The organism is Halobacillus naozhouensis (assembly GCF_029714185.1).
Lineage (GTDB): Bacteria > Bacillota > Bacilli > Bacillales > Halobacillaceae > Halobacillus_A > Halobacillus_A naozhouensis.
On the sequence record NZ_CP121671.1, the window covers coordinates 4,161,617 to 4,180,351 of the forward strand.

15 protein-coding genes and 1 pseudogene are annotated in these 18,735 nt (G+C 41.5%); 4 read left to right on the plus strand and 12 right to left on the minus strand.

What is annotated here, in order from left to right; genetic code table 11:
• Positions 1-8 precede the first annotated feature (8 nt).
• The 3 genes from dapA (at position 9) to fdhD (ending at position 2,402) form a co-directional block, all read left to right on the plus strand.
• A complete protein-coding gene (gene dapA, locus P9989_RS21150; protein WP_283076804.1) occupies positions 9-896 on the plus strand; it encodes a 4-hydroxy-tetrahydrodipicolinate synthase in 888 nt (295 codons plus the stop codon).
• Positions 897-1,066: 170 nt separating this feature from the next.
• Positions 1,067-1,525 carry a divergent PAP2 family protein gene (locus P9989_RS21155; RefSeq protein WP_283076805.1) on the plus strand — a complete coding sequence of 153 codons (459 nt, stop codon included), beginning with the start codon at positions 1,067-1,069 and terminating at the stop codon, positions 1,523-1,525.
• A 73-nt stretch (positions 1,526-1,598) separates the two neighbouring features.
• Positions 1,599-2,402: a formate dehydrogenase accessory sulfurtransferase FdhD gene (gene fdhD, locus P9989_RS21160; protein ID WP_283076806.1), complete on the plus strand. Its 804-nt coding sequence runs from the start codon at positions 1,599-1,601 to the stop codon at positions 2,400-2,402.
• 95 nt (positions 2,403-2,497) lie between these two features.
• On the opposite strand, the gene P9989_RS21165 is transcribed toward fdhD, so the two are convergent.
• A complete protein-coding gene (locus P9989_RS21165) occupies positions 2,498-2,731 on the minus strand; it encodes a hypothetical protein (RefSeq protein WP_283076807.1) in 234 nt (77 codons plus the stop codon).
• A gap of 32 nt (positions 2,732-2,763) precedes the next feature.
• Here P9989_RS21165 and P9989_RS21170 point away from each other — a divergent pair, with 32 nt between their 5' ends.
• Positions 2,764-3,762, plus strand: coding sequence for a tRNA dihydrouridine synthase (locus tag P9989_RS21170; protein ID WP_283076808.1), 999 nt, complete (start codon positions 2,764-2,766; stop codon positions 3,760-3,762).
• A gap of 224 nt (positions 3,763-3,986) precedes the next feature.
• Here the strand turns inward: P9989_RS21170 and rlmH are convergent, their stop codons facing one another.
• From rlmH to P9989_RS21225, 11 genes and pseudogenes are all read right to left on the minus strand, one after another.
• On the minus strand, positions 3,987-4,466 hold the full coding sequence (rlmH, locus tag P9989_RS21175) for a 23S rRNA (pseudouridine(1915)-N(3))-methyltransferase RlmH (RefSeq protein WP_283076809.1): 480 nt from the start codon (positions 4,464-4,466) through the stop codon (positions 3,987-3,989).
• Positions 4,467-4,669: 203 nt separating this feature from the next.
• On the minus strand, positions 4,670-5,929 hold the full coding sequence (locus P9989_RS21180; RefSeq protein ID WP_283076810.1) for a M48 family metallopeptidase: 1,260 nt from the start codon (positions 5,927-5,929) through the stop codon (positions 4,670-4,672).
• A 248-nt stretch (positions 5,930-6,177) separates the two neighbouring features.
• Positions 6,178-8,091: an asparagine synthase (glutamine-hydrolyzing) gene (asnB, locus tag P9989_RS21185; RefSeq protein ID WP_283076811.1), complete on the minus strand. Its 1,914-nt coding sequence runs from the start codon at positions 8,089-8,091 to the stop codon at positions 6,178-6,180.
• 359 nt (positions 8,092-8,450) lie between these two features.
• Positions 8,451-9,478: pseudogene (ltaE, locus tag P9989_RS21190) on the minus strand (low-specificity L-threonine aldolase).
• A gap of 549 nt (positions 9,479-10,027) precedes the next feature.
• The gene (locus P9989_RS21195) at positions 10,028-11,245 is read right to left on the minus strand and encodes a S1C family serine protease (protein WP_283079015.1); all 1,218 of its coding nucleotides are present in this window, start codon (positions 11,243-11,245) and stop codon (positions 10,028-10,030) included.
• Between the two features lie 78 nt (positions 11,246-11,323).
• A complete protein-coding gene (locus tag P9989_RS21200) occupies positions 11,324-12,118 on the minus strand; it encodes an MBL fold metallo-hydrolase (protein ID WP_283076812.1) in 795 nt (264 codons plus the stop codon).
• A 21-nt stretch (positions 12,119-12,139) separates the two neighbouring features.
• Positions 12,140-13,030: a two-component system regulatory protein YycI gene (locus P9989_RS21205; protein WP_283076813.1), complete on the minus strand. Its 891-nt coding sequence runs from the start codon at positions 13,028-13,030 to the stop codon at positions 12,140-12,142.
• A complete protein-coding gene (locus P9989_RS21210) occupies positions 13,011-14,348 on the minus strand; it encodes a YycH family regulatory protein (protein WP_283076814.1) in 1,338 nt (445 codons plus the stop codon). The genes P9989_RS21205 and P9989_RS21210 overlap by 20 nt, the downstream gene beginning before the upstream one ends.
• Positions 14,345-16,186, minus strand: a complete 1,842-nt coding sequence (walK, locus tag P9989_RS21215) for a cell wall metabolism sensor histidine kinase WalK (protein WP_283076815.1) — start codon at positions 16,184-16,186, stop codon at positions 14,345-14,347. Before walK ends, P9989_RS21210 begins: the two co-directional genes overlap by 4 nt.
• Before the next feature lie 6 nt (positions 16,187-16,192).
• A complete protein-coding gene (yycF, locus tag P9989_RS21220) occupies positions 16,193-16,897 on the minus strand; it encodes a response regulator YycF (protein WP_283076816.1) in 705 nt (234 codons plus the stop codon).
• Between the two features lie 135 nt (positions 16,898-17,032).
• Complete coding sequence (locus P9989_RS21225) at positions 17,033-18,433, minus strand: M23 family metallopeptidase (RefSeq protein ID WP_283076817.1); 1,401 nt, start codon at positions 18,431-18,433, stop codon at positions 17,033-17,035.
• Between the last annotated feature and the right edge of the window lie 302 nt (positions 18,434-18,735).

The window sequence follows — 18,735 nt, forward strand, 5'->3', positions numbered from 1 at the left end:
GTGACAAGATGAATTTTGGGCAAGTTTTAACTGCAATGGTTACCCCATTTGATCAAAATGGTGAAATTGATTTTAACGCAACGAGAACTTTGATCAACCATTTAATAGCAAATGGAACGGACGGATTAGTAGTAGGTGGCACGACTGGGGAGTCACCGACATTAACAGCAGAAGAGAAATTAGACCTATTCAAATTCGTTGTACAGGCTGCTGATGGAAGGGTCCCTGTAATCGCTGGAACTGGCTCTAACAACACGAACGCTTCTATCAGCTTAACAAAACAGGCTGAACTAACCGGTGTCGATGGGATTATGCTCGTGACTCCATATTACAACAAACCATCTCAAGAAGGTTTATTTCAACATTTCACCACCATTGCTCATTCCACATCGCTGCCGATTATGCTTTATAACATCCCAGGAAGAAGTGTAGTGAACATGGCACCTGAGACGATCATACGCCTTAGCAAGGTTCAAAATATTGTATCGGTCAAAGAATCAAGCGGTGACTTAGATGCTGTGTCAGAAATCATTACTGAAACAGCCGATGATTTTACAGTTTATAGTGGTGATGATGGGATGACCTTACCAGTGATGTCCGTTGGTGGAGCCGGGGTTGTTTCCGTCGCTTCTCACATTATCGGAAATGAAATGCAGCATATGGTGACGAGCTTCCTGAATGGTCAGGTTAAAGAAGCTGCCGCAGCTCACCGAACCCTGCTGCCTGTTATGAATGCATTATTTGCGGCACCGAGCCCATCTCCTGTAAAAGCTGCCTTAAATATGAGGGGAATCCAAGTGGGAGATGTCCGTTTACCAATGCTTCCGTTAACGAAAGAAGAAAAAGATACACTCCAAAAAACCCTCCCGCCAAATAAAATAGAAGCAGTAGGATAAACTAGTCAAAAGTTCACTTTAGGGAAGCTCCTAATGTGAATTTTTTTTGTGAAAAAACCTGCACTGCATAGCCTATAAAATTTTATAGAGGTAGAATAAAATCTTCATAGAAGGGTATGAATCATAATAGAAAAGAAACGTAATTTAGAAAGAAAACGGAGGAGATTTTAGTGAACCGTGGAATCGTGACAGCTCTCTCAGCAATTGGAATCGCACAAGGGCTCAAAATACTTACACATAAAAACGTAACTGGAAAATGGGAGTGGAAACCGATCTTTCAAACCGGTGGCATGCCAAGTTCTCACTCTGCAGGGGTTGCTTCACTCGCTACTTATGTAGCGGCCAATCGTGGAACGAGACATATCGAAACCGCTTTAGCAGTCGTGTTCGGATCCATTGTTATGTATGATGCACAGGGGATTAGACGCCATACTGGTGAAATTGCCCAGCTGGTGAATGATCTCGAAGAGCATTTCGAGGCTATTTCCGGTGATTTCCCCAGCTTAGAATATGTGAAGCAGGAACATGAATTAAAAGAAGTCCTGGGGCATCAGCCAGCCGAAGTGCTAGCAGGTGGGCTGTTTGGTATTTTACTTGGGTTAATCTCAGCAAAAGTAGAAGATAAATAAGGCGCATAGCCACAACTTTGGTGTTATCATTTGATTATCAACAGATTATTACGATCAATAAGGTGTGAATACTATGGTTCAACATATGAGCCGAAAACGACCCATCGTTACATATAAAAATGGGCAACTACAAGGTGTAGAGGATGAAATAGTAACAGAATTTCCTATCACCATTCATATCAACGGTGAAGAGTTTGCTACAATGGTTTGCACTCCGACTCATCTCGAAGAACTGATTATTGGCTTTTTAGCCTCAGAAGGAGCCATTTTGTTTAAAGATGACGTGACGGACCTCATTATTGATGAGAGCGCCGGCTTTGCCTATGTCACTTTAAAATCTGAGATTCACGAGAAACAACAACAGCATTCTAAACGCTTCATTGGATCCTGTTGTGGGAAAAGCAGACAATTTTATTTTCAAAATGATGTTCGAACTGCTAAAACATCGATGGCAAAGACTAGACTCAAACCCGAAGATTGCTTGAATCTCATGAAAATGATGCAGAAAAATAGTCTTGTTTTTAAAAATACCGGCGGTGTACATAATGCCGCCCTTTGCACCCCTTCTGAGATCTTAGTAGGGAGGGCTGATATCGGAAGACATAATGCAATTGATAAATTATACGGCCATAGTCTTCTGAACAAAATACCAGTCAGGGATAAAGTAATTGTCTTCAGTGGAAGGATCTCATCAGAAATACTCATAAAGGCAGCTAAAATTGGAGTAGGTATTGTTTTATCAAAATCTGCTCCAACTGATCTTGCCATTCAACTCGCGGATGACCTAAATATTACAACGGTCGGTTTCATCCGCGGGGAGTCCTTTAACGTGTATTCTCATCCGGAGAGAATATCAGATTATAGTATGGCTGAATAGAAGTAAAGGAGCAATCCATGTCTGTTCAATGGATTGCTCCTTTATTATCACTTAAGGTTAATTCTACACCCTGTTATGAAGAGGGTCGGATGTCTTCACTGTAGATTTGTGGCTAACAGCAAGACCATTACCGCAATACCAATGGCTCCAGCAACTTGTTGGATCGTTTGAGTCGAAGCAATTCCATCTGGATACCACTGTTTTGGAAGGGAATTCAGTGTCTTCCCTTGCACTTTTCGTTTGATGCTATTAAAGTATATAATGGTTAAAATCCAGTCTATATAGGAATAGATAACAGTAACATTTTCACTTTTTAACTTTGGGAACATGTTTTCCCTTAAGGAAAGGGTTCAGATATACTATGAAAGAAAACTTTTGGCATGAGTTGCCACGGCCGTTTTTTGTTCTGGCACCGATGGAAGCTGTAACGGATGTCGTTTTTCGTCATGTCGTGAGTGAAGCAGCGAGACCTGACGTGTTTTTTACAGAGTTTACGAATACGGAAAGCTATTGCCATCCGAAAGGAAAAGACAGCGTGCGTGGACGTCTGACGTTCACGAAAGATGAACAGCCGATCGTCGCCCACATCTGGGGAGACAAGCCCGAACACTTTCGAGAAATGAGTATCGGCATGGCCGAAATGGGCTATCAGGGCGTAGATATCAACATGGGATGTCCTGCGCAGAATGTCGCACCGAAAGGAAAAGGATGCGGTCTGATCCGCCGTCCGGATGTGGCAGCGGAAATCATCCAGGCAGCCAAAGCGGGAGGTCTTCCCGTCAGTGTGAAGACCCGTCTTGGTTATACGAAAGTGGACGAATGGCGCGACTGGCTGAAGCACCTTCTGGAACAGGATATTGCCAATCTTTCCATCCATCTCCGTACGAAAAAAGAAATGAGTAACGTCGATGCTCACTGGGAGCTGATCCCGGAGATTAAGAAGCTTCGTGACGAAATAGCCCCTGATACGCTTCTGACGATCAACGGTGATATTCCTGACCGCCATAAGGGTCTTGAACTTGCAGAAAAATACGGCGTGGACGGAGTGATGATTGGACGGGGGATCTTCCATAACCCGTTCGCTTTCGAAACAGAGAAGAAAGACCATACAAGCGAAGAACTGCTCGACCTCCTGCGGCTGCAGCTCGACCTTCATGATAAATATTCCGAAGAACTGGAGCCACGGCTCTTCAAACCGCTTCGTCGCTTTTTCAAGATTTACGTCCGTGGATTCCGGGGAGCGAGTGAGTTAAGAAATCAGCTGATGAGCACCCAATCCACCGATGAAGTGCGTGCGCTGCTTGATGAGTTTACAGAGAAAGATGGAGTGAAAGAAGAGGAAGGTTTTTCTATTTCTTAAGTAAAGCTGTTTTGTTTGAACAGAATTATTCTTAGATTTTTAAAGGGGAGGAGAGCCGTTCGTGCTTTTCTCTTTTTTGTATGTGCTTCGAAACTGATTCTGAAATGTTGATAGCATCGTGTTTTCTCCTCTGTTAAAAATAGTATTTTAAGGGCTACACAAACTGACTGCCATTCCCATATAGAATGCCATAAACAATAAACAGACCTTCTGGTTTATGAAGACTATTTATGGTACGGTTCCCCTCGATTAATCTTAAAAGCCCGATAAATTTGCTCCACCAGCACCAGCCGCATCAACTGATGAGGAAACGTCATTTTAGAAAAAGAAAGCCCGAAGTCCCTTCGCTGCAATACCTCATCACTCAAACCCAGTGACCCGCCAATGACAAAGGCGACCTTGCTCTTACCATACGTTGCAAGGTCGTCCATTTTTTTGGCAAGCTTCTCCGATGTAAGCTGCTGGCCATCAATTTCCAGTGTTATGACATAGCTATCCGGATTGATTTTGCTCAGAATCCGCTCCCCTTCTTTTTGTTTCACTTCAAGCATCTGCGCCTCGCTTAAGTTTTCGGGAGCTTTTTCATCTGCAACTTCCACGACTTCAACTTTTGCGTAAGGGCTAAGGCGTTTTACGTATTCCTCGATCCCCTGTTTTAAGTATTTCTCTTTTAGTTTTCCGACAGTTATGATGGTGATTTTCATGTAGTGGCCTCCACTTGATTCGTTTGTTCTTAGTTTATCATTTGCTGATAAAGATTACGATTCCCCTTGCTGTTGATAATGGTATTTAAGATAAGACAGTAGGTTAGGGAGGTATGTCCATTAGATAAGGCGGTATCTTTCATTCCGCGAGTCATTATATAAAAAGTACGCCGCTACTTCCTTAGGCATAAACCGTTACCTCTCTATTTCTCCTTATACTCCTCCAGCATCGAAATCCGATCCATCATCGTCGGATGGCCATACCTGAAAAACTTCACGAGAGCTGGTGGATTCACGTCACTTAAACCATTAACGGTTAACTTTTGAAAAGAGCCTACCGCGGCTTGTGGATCCTCCGTCATCTCGATAGCGTATTGGTCTGCTGCTTTTTCAGCGCTGCGTGAGATTGCTAATTCTGCCGGACTTGACGCAAAGGACAATAGAGATAAGATGATAAATAATGCGGGCAGTGAGGAAATATCAGCCACATGTTTTACACCCCAGCCTGCTCCCCATTTGCGAATAACTACATGAAGAACTCGATAGGCAATGTACAAACCAATCAGGCTTGAGAGAATAACAGCTGCCAGGTTTAAATAGAGATGGTCCATCACATAGTGGCCGATTTCGTGTGCCATAATGAATAAAACTTCTTTATCCTTAAGATTATTTAGGGTCGTATCCCATAGCACAATGCGCAGGTTCGAACCAATTCCATTTACATATGCATTCATAGCGTTTGTTTCTTCGGACATATTTACCTGGTAAACACGTTCGGCAGGAATATCGGCTTCATCGGCAAGGTTAAGAATTTTCTCTTCCAACACCGGATCATTTAATCTGGAAAAATCGTTGTAAAGCGGGTCAATCACGACGGGTTGAATATACATCATAAAGACGAAGAAAGGAATAAGAAGGACCCAGGCATAGAGCCACCAGCGTTTCGTAAAACGTTTCATTAGCGAATATAAAACCGTAATGAGAATAATCATAATCAATGTACCGATCCAGAAACTTAACAGCAGATCCTGCATCCAGCTTGAAAAACTTTGCGTTGAAATGCCATATGTCACCGAAAGCTTTCGTTCAGCGTAATCGATTGGAAACGTAAGAATCCATGTGAAGGCGGACAATAATAATACATAAATAGGAATTTTAATGATGGAAAACCGTGAAACGCCTTCACCAAATCGTTTAAAAATTGGAGATAGGCCAAAAACAAGCACACTTAAATAAATCAGCGCTTCTAAAGGAATTCCAATAAAAAATAAGAAGTCCTTATATCTTGAAAATTCTTGACTCAGTTCAAGTTCCTTCGCTGTCATAAAGGTTGATGGATCAGCAGCCGTACCCTGATAAGCAGCCGGTACCCCTGTGCCTGCCATGTGGAACAAATAAAGGTAGACAAGAAAGGCATAAATCGGGAAAAGAACAGCCGTCCACAGCACGAATCGTTTTTTCATTTTTGTCTAAGCCTCCGTTCTTTAATACACTCTATACTACTTGTACGAGTTCTATTCCTTTTTAGAACCTTCATTCGTTTTGAGTAGTCTACTTTATTTAGTGAAAAAGGAGTCCGGTTCATCTGATTATTTTAAATTGAGAGAAGCTGCCAACTTTATTGAAGGCAAAATAAGGTCAGCTCCAAACGAAAATGGAGGCTGACCTTATTAAGTAGGATTTTCATTATACTACACGCAACTATCGAAGCTTAGACCATTACCATCTGTTCAAGTACTTTACTTTCCGTTTCATCCTCTTTCTGTAACTCTTCAAAGGAGTAGACACCTTCTACATAGATCTGGTGCCACAGCATGAACATGAGAACCGTCCATATTTTCCTTGAGTAGTCTCCTTTTTGCTGAACGTGCGCCTCAAGCAAATCAAGGACGACTGATTTATGAATGAGATGGTCTGTTTCACTTGTAACAATCAGGTTTTTCGCCCAGTCATACAATTCATTCCGCAGCCAATGACGAATTGGTACAGGAAAGCCAAGCTTTTTACGATCGAGCACGTGGTCGGGTACAATGTCCCGTGACGCCTTACGTAAAATTGACTTTGTTGTTCCATCGGCGATTTTGCTTGCGACAGGTAGTTCGCGGGCTACGTTAAACACTTCCTTATCCAGGAAAGGAACGCGCAATTCCAAAGAGTTCGCCATCGTCATTTTATCCGCTTTTAATAAAATGTCACCGCGCAGCCATGTATGAATATCAACGTATTGCATTTGGTGAACAGGATGTTCGTTTTCTACGTTATCATACAGACTCTTCGTAAGTGATTGATACGACTTGTCCTTGGAAAATTGTTTCAATAAATTTCCTTTCTCACGTTCTTCAAACATCTTCGCGTTACCAATATAACGGTCCTTCAATGGCGTTGTGCCACGCTCGAGGAAACTCTTACCGCGAACGCCTTCAGGCAGCTTCTGTGCTACTTTTTGTAAGGCCTTTTTTACAACAGGCGGCATCGAATCAAATGCCCTTAATGACTCTGATTCACGATAAATATTATACCCGCCGAACAGTTCGTCTGCTCCCTCACCTGATAGAACTACCGTGACATGCTTCCTCGCTTCTCGTGCAACAAAGTAAAGCGGAACACAGGCCGGGTCTGCTAATGGATCGTCCATGTGCCACATTATTTTAGGCAGCTTCTGAACGTATTCATCAGGTGTGATGATGTATGAATGGTTGGTTACGTTAAGTTTATCAGCTGTTTCTTTTGCCACGTCAACTTCTGAATAACCTTCACGCTCAAATCCTACAGAGAACGTTTTAATGTTTGGATTAAATTCCCTGGCGATAGCAACTATGATCGATGAATCGATCCCGCCGGATAGGAAGGAACCTACCGGAACATCACTTCGCATGTGAACATCGACAGAATTATATAACGCATCCTGAATTTGTGTAATCATCCGCTTCTCATCTGTAAGAACGGGTTGGAAAGTAGCATGGAAATAACGCTCAATGACAAGCGGTTCACCTGGAGTTTTTACGAAATAATGACCTGGTTCAAGTTTTTGAACGCCTTCCGTTAATGTCATTGGCTCAGGGACATACTGGTAGCTTAAATAGTGCTGCAAAGCCTCAGTATCTACCTTGCCGTCTGCTTCTGCCAGGCTCTTCTTCTCCGACGCAAAACTTAAGGTGTGACCTGACTTTGTATAAAACAACGGTTTAATGCCAAATTGGTCACGTGCTCCGTATAAAGTGTTCGTTTCCTTGTCCCAAATCAGAATGGCAAACATGCCTCGCAGCTTACTAAAAGCCTGCTCCTGCTGATCTTGGAACAATACTGCAATAACCTCTGTATCCGATTCTGTTTCAAAGGTATAGCCTTTATTCAAAAGCTGTTCGCGAAGTTCTACATAATTATAAATTTCTCCGTTAAATACCATCCAGTAGCGTTCATTTTCAAAGTGAAAGGGTTGATGGCCGCTCTCAATATCAATGATACTTAACCGGCGAAATCCCAGTGAGATATAACCATCATGGTAGTACCCTTCATCATCAGGTCCCCGATGCTTAATAAAATTATTCTTCTCACTGAATTGCTGTTTGTATTCCTTATTAACTTGATTTCCTTTGTTGTGTAATATCCCAATAAATCCGCACATAGGGAATCCTTCTTTCTTTTAGAAAAATTAGTAAGGGAAAACCTCGATACCATTAGACTCACCTTTATACTCCTAATGTACACGTTTTTAATAACGGTATTCTATCTTTGGAAAATAAAGTGTATAGGACTCAATTGTCTAATGTGTCCCTTGTTTGACTTAAAACTTTGAGTTGCGTGTCTATACAGCTATTGTACCATGTTTTCAAATAGCTGTTATATTTAAATCCAATCATTTGGTGGGCTCTATGACCTTGAAACCGCACACCCTTTAATTAGACCGGTACAGCAGATAAAAGGTTTCTTGTATACTACACTTTTCGTAAAAAAATTTGAATTATGACTATTGATTGCTTAATTTCAACAGTTTGAAACTAATTGTTCTACACAGGTTATGACAGATTCTATATCTTTTGCATTCACATCATAGTTTGTTACGAACCTTATCGTTTCAGGTCCAAATGGCACAGCAAGCACTTCGACCTTTTTTAAATCTATCAGGAATTCATCAGCTGACTTGCCAAGATCAGCTACATTCACTAAAACGATGTTTGTTTCCACCTGTCCTTCCAAACTAAGCCCGCTAATTTGGTCAATTCCTTCCGCGAGTCGCCGGGCATGTTTATGATCTTCTGCTAGTCGATCAACCATTTCAGAAAGAGCGACTATTCCAGGTGCTGCAACCATACCAACCTGCCTTAGACCGCCTCCCAGACGTTTACGCCATTTTCGTGCTTTGTTTATGAAATCATAAGAACCCGCTATGATAGAACCCATAGGAGCACGAGCCCTTTTGATAAGCAAAACTGAACCGTATCCGCCTGAGCGGCATAGTGTCCAAGTGATACGCCTGAAGCCACTGATGCGTTAAACAATCTTGCCCCATCCAGATGTACTGGGATCTGCTGCTCGCGAGCTACCTCATAAATCGCCTGCATATTCCCCAGGGGAACAATTGCCCCACCTGCTTTGTTATGGGTGTTCTCTACACAAATGAGACCGGTTTCGGGAAAATGAATGTCCTCTGGACGGATGGCAGCCTTAACCTCTTTCGGATCCATTGCTCCACGGGTGCCTTCAATGGTTCTTGGTTGAACACCAGCTAACGCAGACATGGAGGCTCCTTCATATAAAAATAGATGGGAGTTTGACTCAAGCAGTACTTCATCGCCCGGCTGACAATGTGTTAACATAGCCACCTGATTTCCCTGCGTTCCGCTCGTCACAAACAATGCCGCTTCTTTCCCAAGCAGACTGGCAGCCATCTCCTCCAAACGGTGAACCGTAGGATCCTCGCCATAAACATCATCTCCTACTTCGGCTTCAAAGGCTGCTTTCCTCATTGCTTCTGTAGGTTTTGTTACTGTATCGCTTCGTAAATCAATCATATGTAACTCCTCCTTATTTCCATCATTGTACGAAACCAACATATTAGCGAACAATTTATTTGGTTGTGAAAGTTTGATTCACAGACACCTTAATTTACGACATGTAACGTCCTAATAGAAATTTCTCGTATGTCGTTAGTAAAACCAGCTTATACACACAGGTGTCCTCATCTATAACATGTGATTAACTTGCAGGTGTTGTGGATAAACGCTAACACTGCGCCACCACTGCTATTCACATGTGGAAAGACTGACTAACGAAAGCAGTTACCCACAATTGTCCACAGACTTATACACAACCCGTGTTGGTCAACTTTTACTCACAGGTTGTCCTAGGCTATGAACAAGTTATCCCCTGATATTATCCACACCTGTTTATAACTTAAAGTCTATATGGTAGTAGTATATATGTTCGCTACCATATATGCTATTTATCCAGAGCTTTATCAACACACTGTGGATAAGTGCTGATAGCTTCAATTTGCCTATCAAAAAGACGACATTTAAAAAGGCGCATGCATTGTAATTATAATGCATACGCCTTAGTCTTTATTGCTGTGAGCCTAATGTTAAAGTAACTGTATTCTTTTCACCTTCACGATAATATGTGATTTCCAGCTCATCACCAGGGTCTTTCTGTTTATAAAGATATTTACGCAAGTCAATAATATCTTCTACCGGCTCACCGTCGATCGCTGTAATTACATCAAGTGGCTGCAATCCAGCTTTATCGGCTGGTGACATCCTTGTAATACTTCGAATGTATAAACCACCATCCACACCTTCAGGTAAATTCAAAGTATTTCGCCATTCAGAAGTAGGAACTTGTGACAATGAATAAGCTTCAATTCCTATGAATGCTCGATTAACTTGACCATACTGCTCAAGCTCCGCGATGATCGGCTTTACAGTTTCAATTGGTATTGCAAAACCAATGCCTTCTACCGCTGACTGAGCTATCTTCATGGAGTTAATACCAATGACTTGACCTTCTATGTTTATAAGTGCTCCTCCACTGTTTCCGGGGTTAATGGCTGCATCAGTCTGAATAACTTCTGATTGCCAGTCTTTTTGACCATCCCCATTAAAATCTTGAGGTATCGCCCGTTGTTTCCCACTAATAATTCCTTTTGTAACGGAGCCAGCAAAGCGCAGGCCTAGAGGGTTTCCAATTGCAATCGCCGGTTCTCCAACTTTCAAGTTATCAGATGAACCGAATTCGGCAACTTCCTTCACCTTCTCACTCGACATCTTAAGTACGGCTAAATCAGTAAATACATCACCGCCGACTAGCTGTGCCTTCTTTCTTGTACCATCGGAAAGAACGACTTCAATTTCACTAGCCCCTTCAATGACGTGATAATTCGTCACCACATAGGCAGTACCATCTTCTTTCTTATAAATTACTCCTGATCCGGCTCCTGCCTGCTCAGGGTCCCCTCTTTGCTCCCAGAAATTTTGCTGAGATTGGAGGTTGATAACCCCTACTACCGCAGGAGATACTTCTTCTACCACTTTAGTAATTTGGCTTGTTACATTTAAATCGACTGTTTGTGCGGGGTCTTCAGTGGGAGTGCCACCATCTTCAGCCGACTGTTGTTCATTTGGTGTAATATTATACGGCAGTATGTTTGTTTGGACCAGCGCTGGTAAAGCGAGCAGGACGAGAACTGCGCCAAGAACGACTCCAACAATCGTTGGCATAACGAAGCGACGTCGACCTTTTTGCCGCTGATTGGCTGGTGAATGATCGTCATAATAACCCACGTTTTCCACCTTTCCTTTCATTTCGGCTTTCCTTCTACCTATCTTATTGTTACCTTATCTCAACCCATTTAAAACCTGCTATACTTCATAAATTGGTGTCGCCTGTGCCGGGTCCGTATCATGAAGTTCAATACGTGATCCAATCTCAAAGCCACGCTCCTCCAATACGTTCTTAACGGACATACGGGCTATATCCTTCATGTTGTTATCGAGACTTAAATGCGCTAAATATATCCGTTTGGTCCGATCAGTTAATATATCGGACAGGGCAAGAGCAGAATCTTCGTTAGATACATGCCCTGAGTCGCCTAAAATTCGCCGTTTTACATTCCATGGATATCGACCCATGCGTAACATGCTCACATCATGATTGGATTCAAAAATATAAGCATCCGCATCCTCGACAGTCTTTTTAATCCGTTCAGATACATACCCTAAATCAGTGACAAGCGCCACCTTTTTTCCGTTGTTACGAAATGTATAAAACATGGGTTCGGCTGCGTCATGGGAAACAGCAAAGGACTCGACATCAAGCCCTCCAAATGATTTTGTTTCCTCCATATTAAAATGGAATTTCTGGTCTACAGATAGCTTGCCAAGTTGTCCCTCCATAGCACTCCATGTCTTTTCATTTGCGTAAATAGGCAAGTTATAACGGCGAGCCATAATTCCAAGACCTTTGATATGATCACTATGCTCATGAGTGACAAGGATTCTGGACAGCTCTGCCGGATCCACATCCACCTGTGCCAGCAAGCCTTCAATCCTTTTCCCGCTAAGACCTGCATCGACCAGGATCTTCTCTTCTTCAGATTCTATATAAAAAGCATTCCCCGTGCTTCCTGATGCTAGTACGCTAAATCTTAACGTCATAGTTAGACACTCCATCTCCCTTTATTCTTCAGTGTTTTCTCCCTTATTGGTCATAACATTTTGGTTGCTCCCTGACTTGATCTCTTCGAAGCCATTTATGGTTTTTTGAATAAATTCATTTTCATCGAGTTGTAAATAAATTGGCTTTGCTGCTAGAGCAGAATAAAAAGCATCTTCATTGCCATTGATAGTCACTTTCCATACAGGAGCGAATAATTGCTCACTCGCTCCTCCCCCAGGGTCTAAACTATATGCTGAATAGTAGCCAATTGACATGTCCGTAACTTTGTCTCCTCCATTTATAACTCCATCGGTATATAGACGCTCTACCACTTCTAACGGGTTAATTAGCTCTTGTTTATCTTCCCCTGACTGATTTGGTACTTTCAGATGAGCAAGCTGATAGCCTGTCATTTTGCCGTTTTCAATATTAACAATCAGTACACCACCCGAGTTATAATAAACGGTTCGGGAATTCGCCTTCTGGAAGAAAATTGCCCTGCCCAGCTCTTCATTTAAGTTCCAAAAGGAATACTGACTGCTAAATGGAACATATTTGCTGACAGCTCCTGCAATTGTTTCTTCAGATACAGCTACAGGTTTATCTAAAGTCGCAGTTAAAAGATTCTTATTATATACTTTAGCCGTTTGTCCTTCGAGTTGCCTGATTGCCTCAAGCTGCTCTTCAGTGAAATCACCAGCTGAAGCCGTAATTAACCTGACTGCCGGCGCTTCTTCTGGTACATTATTGGAAATTGTTATGTCTGCGTTACTTAAGCTCGTTTCGTACTGCGATTCTCCAACAGTTTGAATACTGGTTTGTCCTTGCTTATCCAGAAATTGCTGAAGAAGGAATAAATCGAGCACAAGGAAACTAAAGATAAACAATGTTTTAATTTGTCCCCATTGCACCAGTCATCCCCCCTTCGTGTACGAAAGATTCTTCGACTTCTTTCCAGCTGCCATTTTCTAAGATAAACCATCTAGGAATAAGGGAATAACCTCCATACCCACCACTTTGCTTCACAAGCTTGTAACCGATTTCGATGTCTTCAATAAGCTTGATATTATATTTGCGCGATTCATTAATGAGGGCAATAATTTTATTCCCTGACGAAAGCGAGTATGGCCCTTCTGATTTATTAATTGAAGGTTCCAAACGAACCAACGGGCGTGCGTAGCGTTTTTCTAGGCCGTTTTGATAATCAACCATAATGGTATGAATGTTACCTTCACTTGCCAGAACTGGTAAATGCTTTTGATACATGTGATAGGTAATCGACGTGTTTGCTGTAGACAATTCACCTATGCGGAACGTGTCTGTCCAACCCTGATGTGCATTAATAAAGCTGATACTCTTTTCTAATACCTCATAAGAACTCATAGCTGTCTGGGGAGAAGGTTTACTGAGCAACTCAGAAAAAACCATTCGTCTTCCCCCTTCCATAACCTCCAGATTACTAAGAGAATCAGTAAGTCTTTGTTCTACTCTTGGAGCGGGGATATCCTTGACGATAGAAGGGTCCTCAAATAATGTGTTTTTTAAAGGAACAATCGGTATCGTAGTTGTGTCTAAAATATGCCACGAAACCTCTACGCTATTACTTGGTAAGAAAATGCGCTTATCACCATCACCGGTAAACATGACTTGCTTATTTACTCCTTCGGTGGTGGCAATTAACTCTTCCAGCTGATATATATTTTCACTTCGAAGTGAAGCCCCATATGCTATAGCGTCTTCCGATTCAGGCTTAAAGAAAACATCTACCCCGCCATTTTCATTAATAGAAAAGAAGATTCGCTTGAACTCACCTGATGAAGGCGCGAAATCCTGTTCACCAAGAGAAAAGATATTTTTAATCGCCTGTGCAGGAATATTCGTCGGAAAAATGACCTCCATCATTCTCGCTGCCTCAGGTACAACACGGTTTTCCACTGTATGAATATTAAACAATGTCCAGTTCTTCATTATCTTGTAAGTTTCCTCACGGTCTTTTCCATCTTCAAAAGAATAATGGTTACCGTTTCTATGGAAGACAAACTGAGAAGGGGCAATTAAGGAAGACATTTTAACCTCCTCACCGCCAATTGTGGTCTCTTCTACTAAATTTTCATTTTCTTTACCCACCTCATCGGTGATAGGTTGATAATTCCATAAGCCGACAGTTAATAACAGACTAAAACAAATAAGAATTAGTAAAATAATGGACTTAAGTGTTTCAAATTTCATTTTCTCCGCCTCCGCTTCTGACTGATTAGCGGAAGTGTAAAGAAGACAGTGGTCCCCTTACCTTCTTGGCTTTTCGCCCAAATTTGGCCATGATGGGCTTCAATTATTTCCCGGGCAATAGCTAGTCCAAGTCCTGTACCGCCCATTTCTCTGGACCTTGCTTTATCAACACGATAAAAGCGATCGAAAATTTTATCGACAGTATCTGAAGGCATGCCAAGTCCTTGATCAGAGATGCTTACCTGAAGATGTTTATTAACAGGCTGTGCTTGGAAAGTAATGGTCCCTCCTTCAGGAGAGTATTTAATCGCATTAGAAATCACATTGTCCAGGACTTGTGTAATTTTATCTTTATCAATCCATACATAGAGGTGCTGCTTAGATAATTCTCGTTGATGGTTCATGTTTTCATCCCGATTCATTTCGAACCGATCTATAATATGGTCAAAAAAAGGGACAAAATCGACTTTTTCCTTAAATAGCCCAGTATCCTGCTTACGCTCCATTTTTGACAATTGCAGCAAATCATTGACGAGTCGAATCATTCGGTCTGTTTCATTTTGAGTAACATCTAAGAACCTTGGTGCAATTTCCTTGTCCTGCCAGGCACCATCTGTCAATGCCTCAATATAGCTCCGCATCGTTGTTAAAGGAGTACGAAGTTCATGTGAAACATTCGACACAAATTCCCGTCGCTCCTGTTCTACTTTTTCTTGTTCGGTTACATCACTAAGTACGGTGATAAAACCATTCATCTCTTCATTTTCATCTTGTACCACAGAGAAATTAGCTTTTAATAGAAGATGCTGGTCATCCTCACTCAAATCAATGATCACTGAACCGATGGAATCAATCTCTGATATGTCATTGAGTTGATCTGATAACTCAAGGATATCTATTAATGACTGCCCTTGTACTTCATAAAAACTTTGTCCAATAAGTTTAGACGCTGGAGCATTCATTAAGGTTACAGCCCCCAAACGATCTGTGGCAATAACCCCATCTGACATGTTGGAGAGGACGGAACTAAGTTTCCTTCGTTCCCCCTCCGTTGTAGCCTGTGACAGCTTTAATTTTTCAGTCAAATCATTAAAGGCTATCCCTAACTGTCCAATCTCATCATTTCCATGTACCGTTACTTTTTGCGAGAAGTCTCCAGTAGACATCACAAGGGCTTGCCTTCGCATCGCAGACAGAGGTTTCGTGATCGTCCGCGCTACCAAGATGCCTAGTAAAGCAGTAATCGTAATGGCCAAGACTGCCCCTGTAGCAAAAATATTGTTGATCGTCTGAAGCTGTCCATAAACTTCACTCATATCAGCTTGATAATAGACAGCTCCAAGTGCCTGTTCCTCATTACTGCTCAGTATTGAAGTGGCGCCGACTAATAAGCGGTTCCCGGTTTCTCCATCTTGTCTAATATCATGGGAAGACTCGGAAGATGGCAGTTGTAGAGCGGAGGTGATTCGGGGAATGAGGACCTTTTTCCCAACGTTTGAAACTCTTAACTCTTCATTTTGTTCCGCAATAATACGTCCATTGCTATCTACCACCAAAAGTTTCTGGATATCGGATTCATCAAAATCCTGGATTAGGTTTTGAACGTCTGACTTAAGACTTGGATCTGTTTCGTCCCTATCCAATTGGAATGAATTTTGCAAACTATAGGTTAGGGAACGAATAGTCCCCTCAATAGAGCTTGTAAAATTCTCCTCAAGCTGCTCCTCAAGCTTGTCAACGAAATATGCCCCAATCACCTGAATCCCTAGTAAGAGTAATAAAATATAAACAACAATAAGCTTCAGCCTTACTGACTGAAAAAAGCTCACTTTCTTCATATAATCCTACTCCTGCTCAGGGTTTCTCAAATAATAACCAACTCCGCGTCGAGTCACAATCCATGCTGGATTACTCGGATTTTCTTCAATTTTCTCACGAAGACGACGAACCGTAACATCAACCGTACGCACATCTCCATAGTAGTCATAACCCCACACCGTCTCGAGCAAATGTTCACGGGTCATCACCTGTCCAATATGACGAGCAAGGTAATGCAGCAATTCAAATTCACGGTGCGTAAGCTCAATATAAGATCCATCCCTAGTGACTGTATAAGCGTCAGGGTGAATCGCTAAACGTCCAATCGTAATGTCTTTAGACTGTTGAGACTGATCCTCTGGCTCTTGCTGATGTCGACGCAAATTGGCCTTTACTCTCGCAATCAGTTCACGATTACTGAATGGTTTGGTCACATAGTCATCGGCTCCCATCTCTAAGCCTAAAACCTTATCGATTTCAGCATCCTTCGCTGTCAGCATAATAATCGGCATCGTGTGATTTTTACGGACCTCACGGCACACTTCATTCCCATCTTTATGAGGCAGCATAATATCAAGCAAGATCAAATCAGGATCTTCATGATCTGCTTTTTGAATGGCTTCATCCCCATCATAAGCGCAGACCACATCATAGCCCTCTTTTTCTAAATTAAATTTCAATATATCCGCAATTGGCTTCTCATCATCTACTACTAATATTTTCAGCGCCATATCTAGTCACTTCCTTTTCATCTACTTCAACACTTTCCCTTATTTTAACTTATTTACAGTCAAATGTCTTACTTCAACTGAAATTACAACCTTTCACACCAAAAAACCGCTATGATGCACATAGCGGTTTGTCTATTAAAAATAGGATAGAGGATTTTGTAATGAACCATTTTTATAAACCTCAAAATGTAAATGTACCCCTGTTGAATTTCCGGTCGTTCCCATAATTCCGATCGCGCTTCCTTGTTCAACGGTTTCTCCTGCACTTACATTAATGGACGATAGGTGAGCATAGATAGTTTTATACCCATTGTTATGATTGATCACGACTTTATTCCCGTAGCCGCCGTCATAACCTGCCGAAACAACGACTCCATTGTCAGCCGCTTTAATTGTACGGTCACTCACACCAGAGATATCAATCCCTTTGTGATAGTCACCCCACCTAGAACCTTGCTCACTTGTAATCGTCCCGCCTATAGCCGGCCATACAAATTCTCCAGTTCCCCGTGATGGTGTCACCTTTGTTCCTTTAAGAATAATTTCTTTTACAGGCTCTGTAATGATTTCTTCATCCAATGTTTTCTCTTCGATTACAGTTCCGTTTCTCTTTTTTAAGGAAAAATGAACTTTCTTTTTCCCTTCCTGTCCCTCTTGTTTAACTTTTGTTTCACCTTTACGAAGATCATCTGTCTTAACAACCTCCGTCTCATAGGAAATTTTCTTCTCTTTCATCCCTTCTTCCGTCACGAGTACCTCTGTTAACGGTTTAAACTCCGTTACATTCAGTTCTTGTCCAATCTGCAGAGGTTCCCCTTTATTCAGATCAGGATTCAACTCATATAATTTCTCCTCAGAGAGATCATACTCAGAAGATATTTCACTTAGCACCTCACCTTTTTCAACAGTATGAAGTTTTTCCTCCGGTGTCCCTTTTTGTAAAATATCCACCGCTTCATCTACCGTTACAACTTTACCGGGTTCCACTTCTTTTTCTTTTTTTGAAACCTTATTGGTAAGTTTGACGTCTATTATAGTAGAGTCGTCAATATTTGGTTCTTCACCATTCTCTTTTCTCTCTTTTAAGTTAAGTAGTGCCTCTTCTTCCACGTACTGTGCTTTGTAGTGTTGAATAGCCTTCCGGGCCTTTTCTTCGCTTGGAAGATAAGCTACAGTTTGGTCACCAACAGTTAATGCCACAGCATCAGCAGCAATGGTGATATTGTTTTTGAGGATTTTCATAACTTCTTCATTATCATGAGAAGGTGTAAATATTTTTTCAGGTACGTAGACGATATTTTTTTTTGTCGTAACCTGAAGTTGGTTATGATCTTCTTGAGCTTGGTTCAAGCGTTGATCTACATAATCTTGAACGACTTCTTTATTATCCACTACCCCTACGTGTTTATCTCCCATATATACGTGGTAGATAGTTTCTAAGCTGCCTTTTGCATATGATGTAGCTCCAAGGCTCAAACCAAATCCAAGTAAAGTCATTATGGCGACTTTTTTCCAAATGCCAGTCGTCTGTTTCACGATCCTTTCCCCCAAATCAAATCTCTATCTCTCTTTATTTTTATATAGTTGACACCTTTTACAACTTATCATACCTAAACATAATTCGACAGGATATTTAATAGATGTAAACAATTTATAATATTGCTTCCAAAATTCTCTTATAAAGTGTTATCAAACACTCTAAAGGTGTAATTTTACACAAAGTGAAGGGTTATTTTACCATTATTATTGCACTAATGTTACATAAGTGGAAAAGGACTAAATTTCTGTGTCATAAAGGGCTTTTTGTCGAATTTAGCCAAGTGGAAATTGAGCACTCG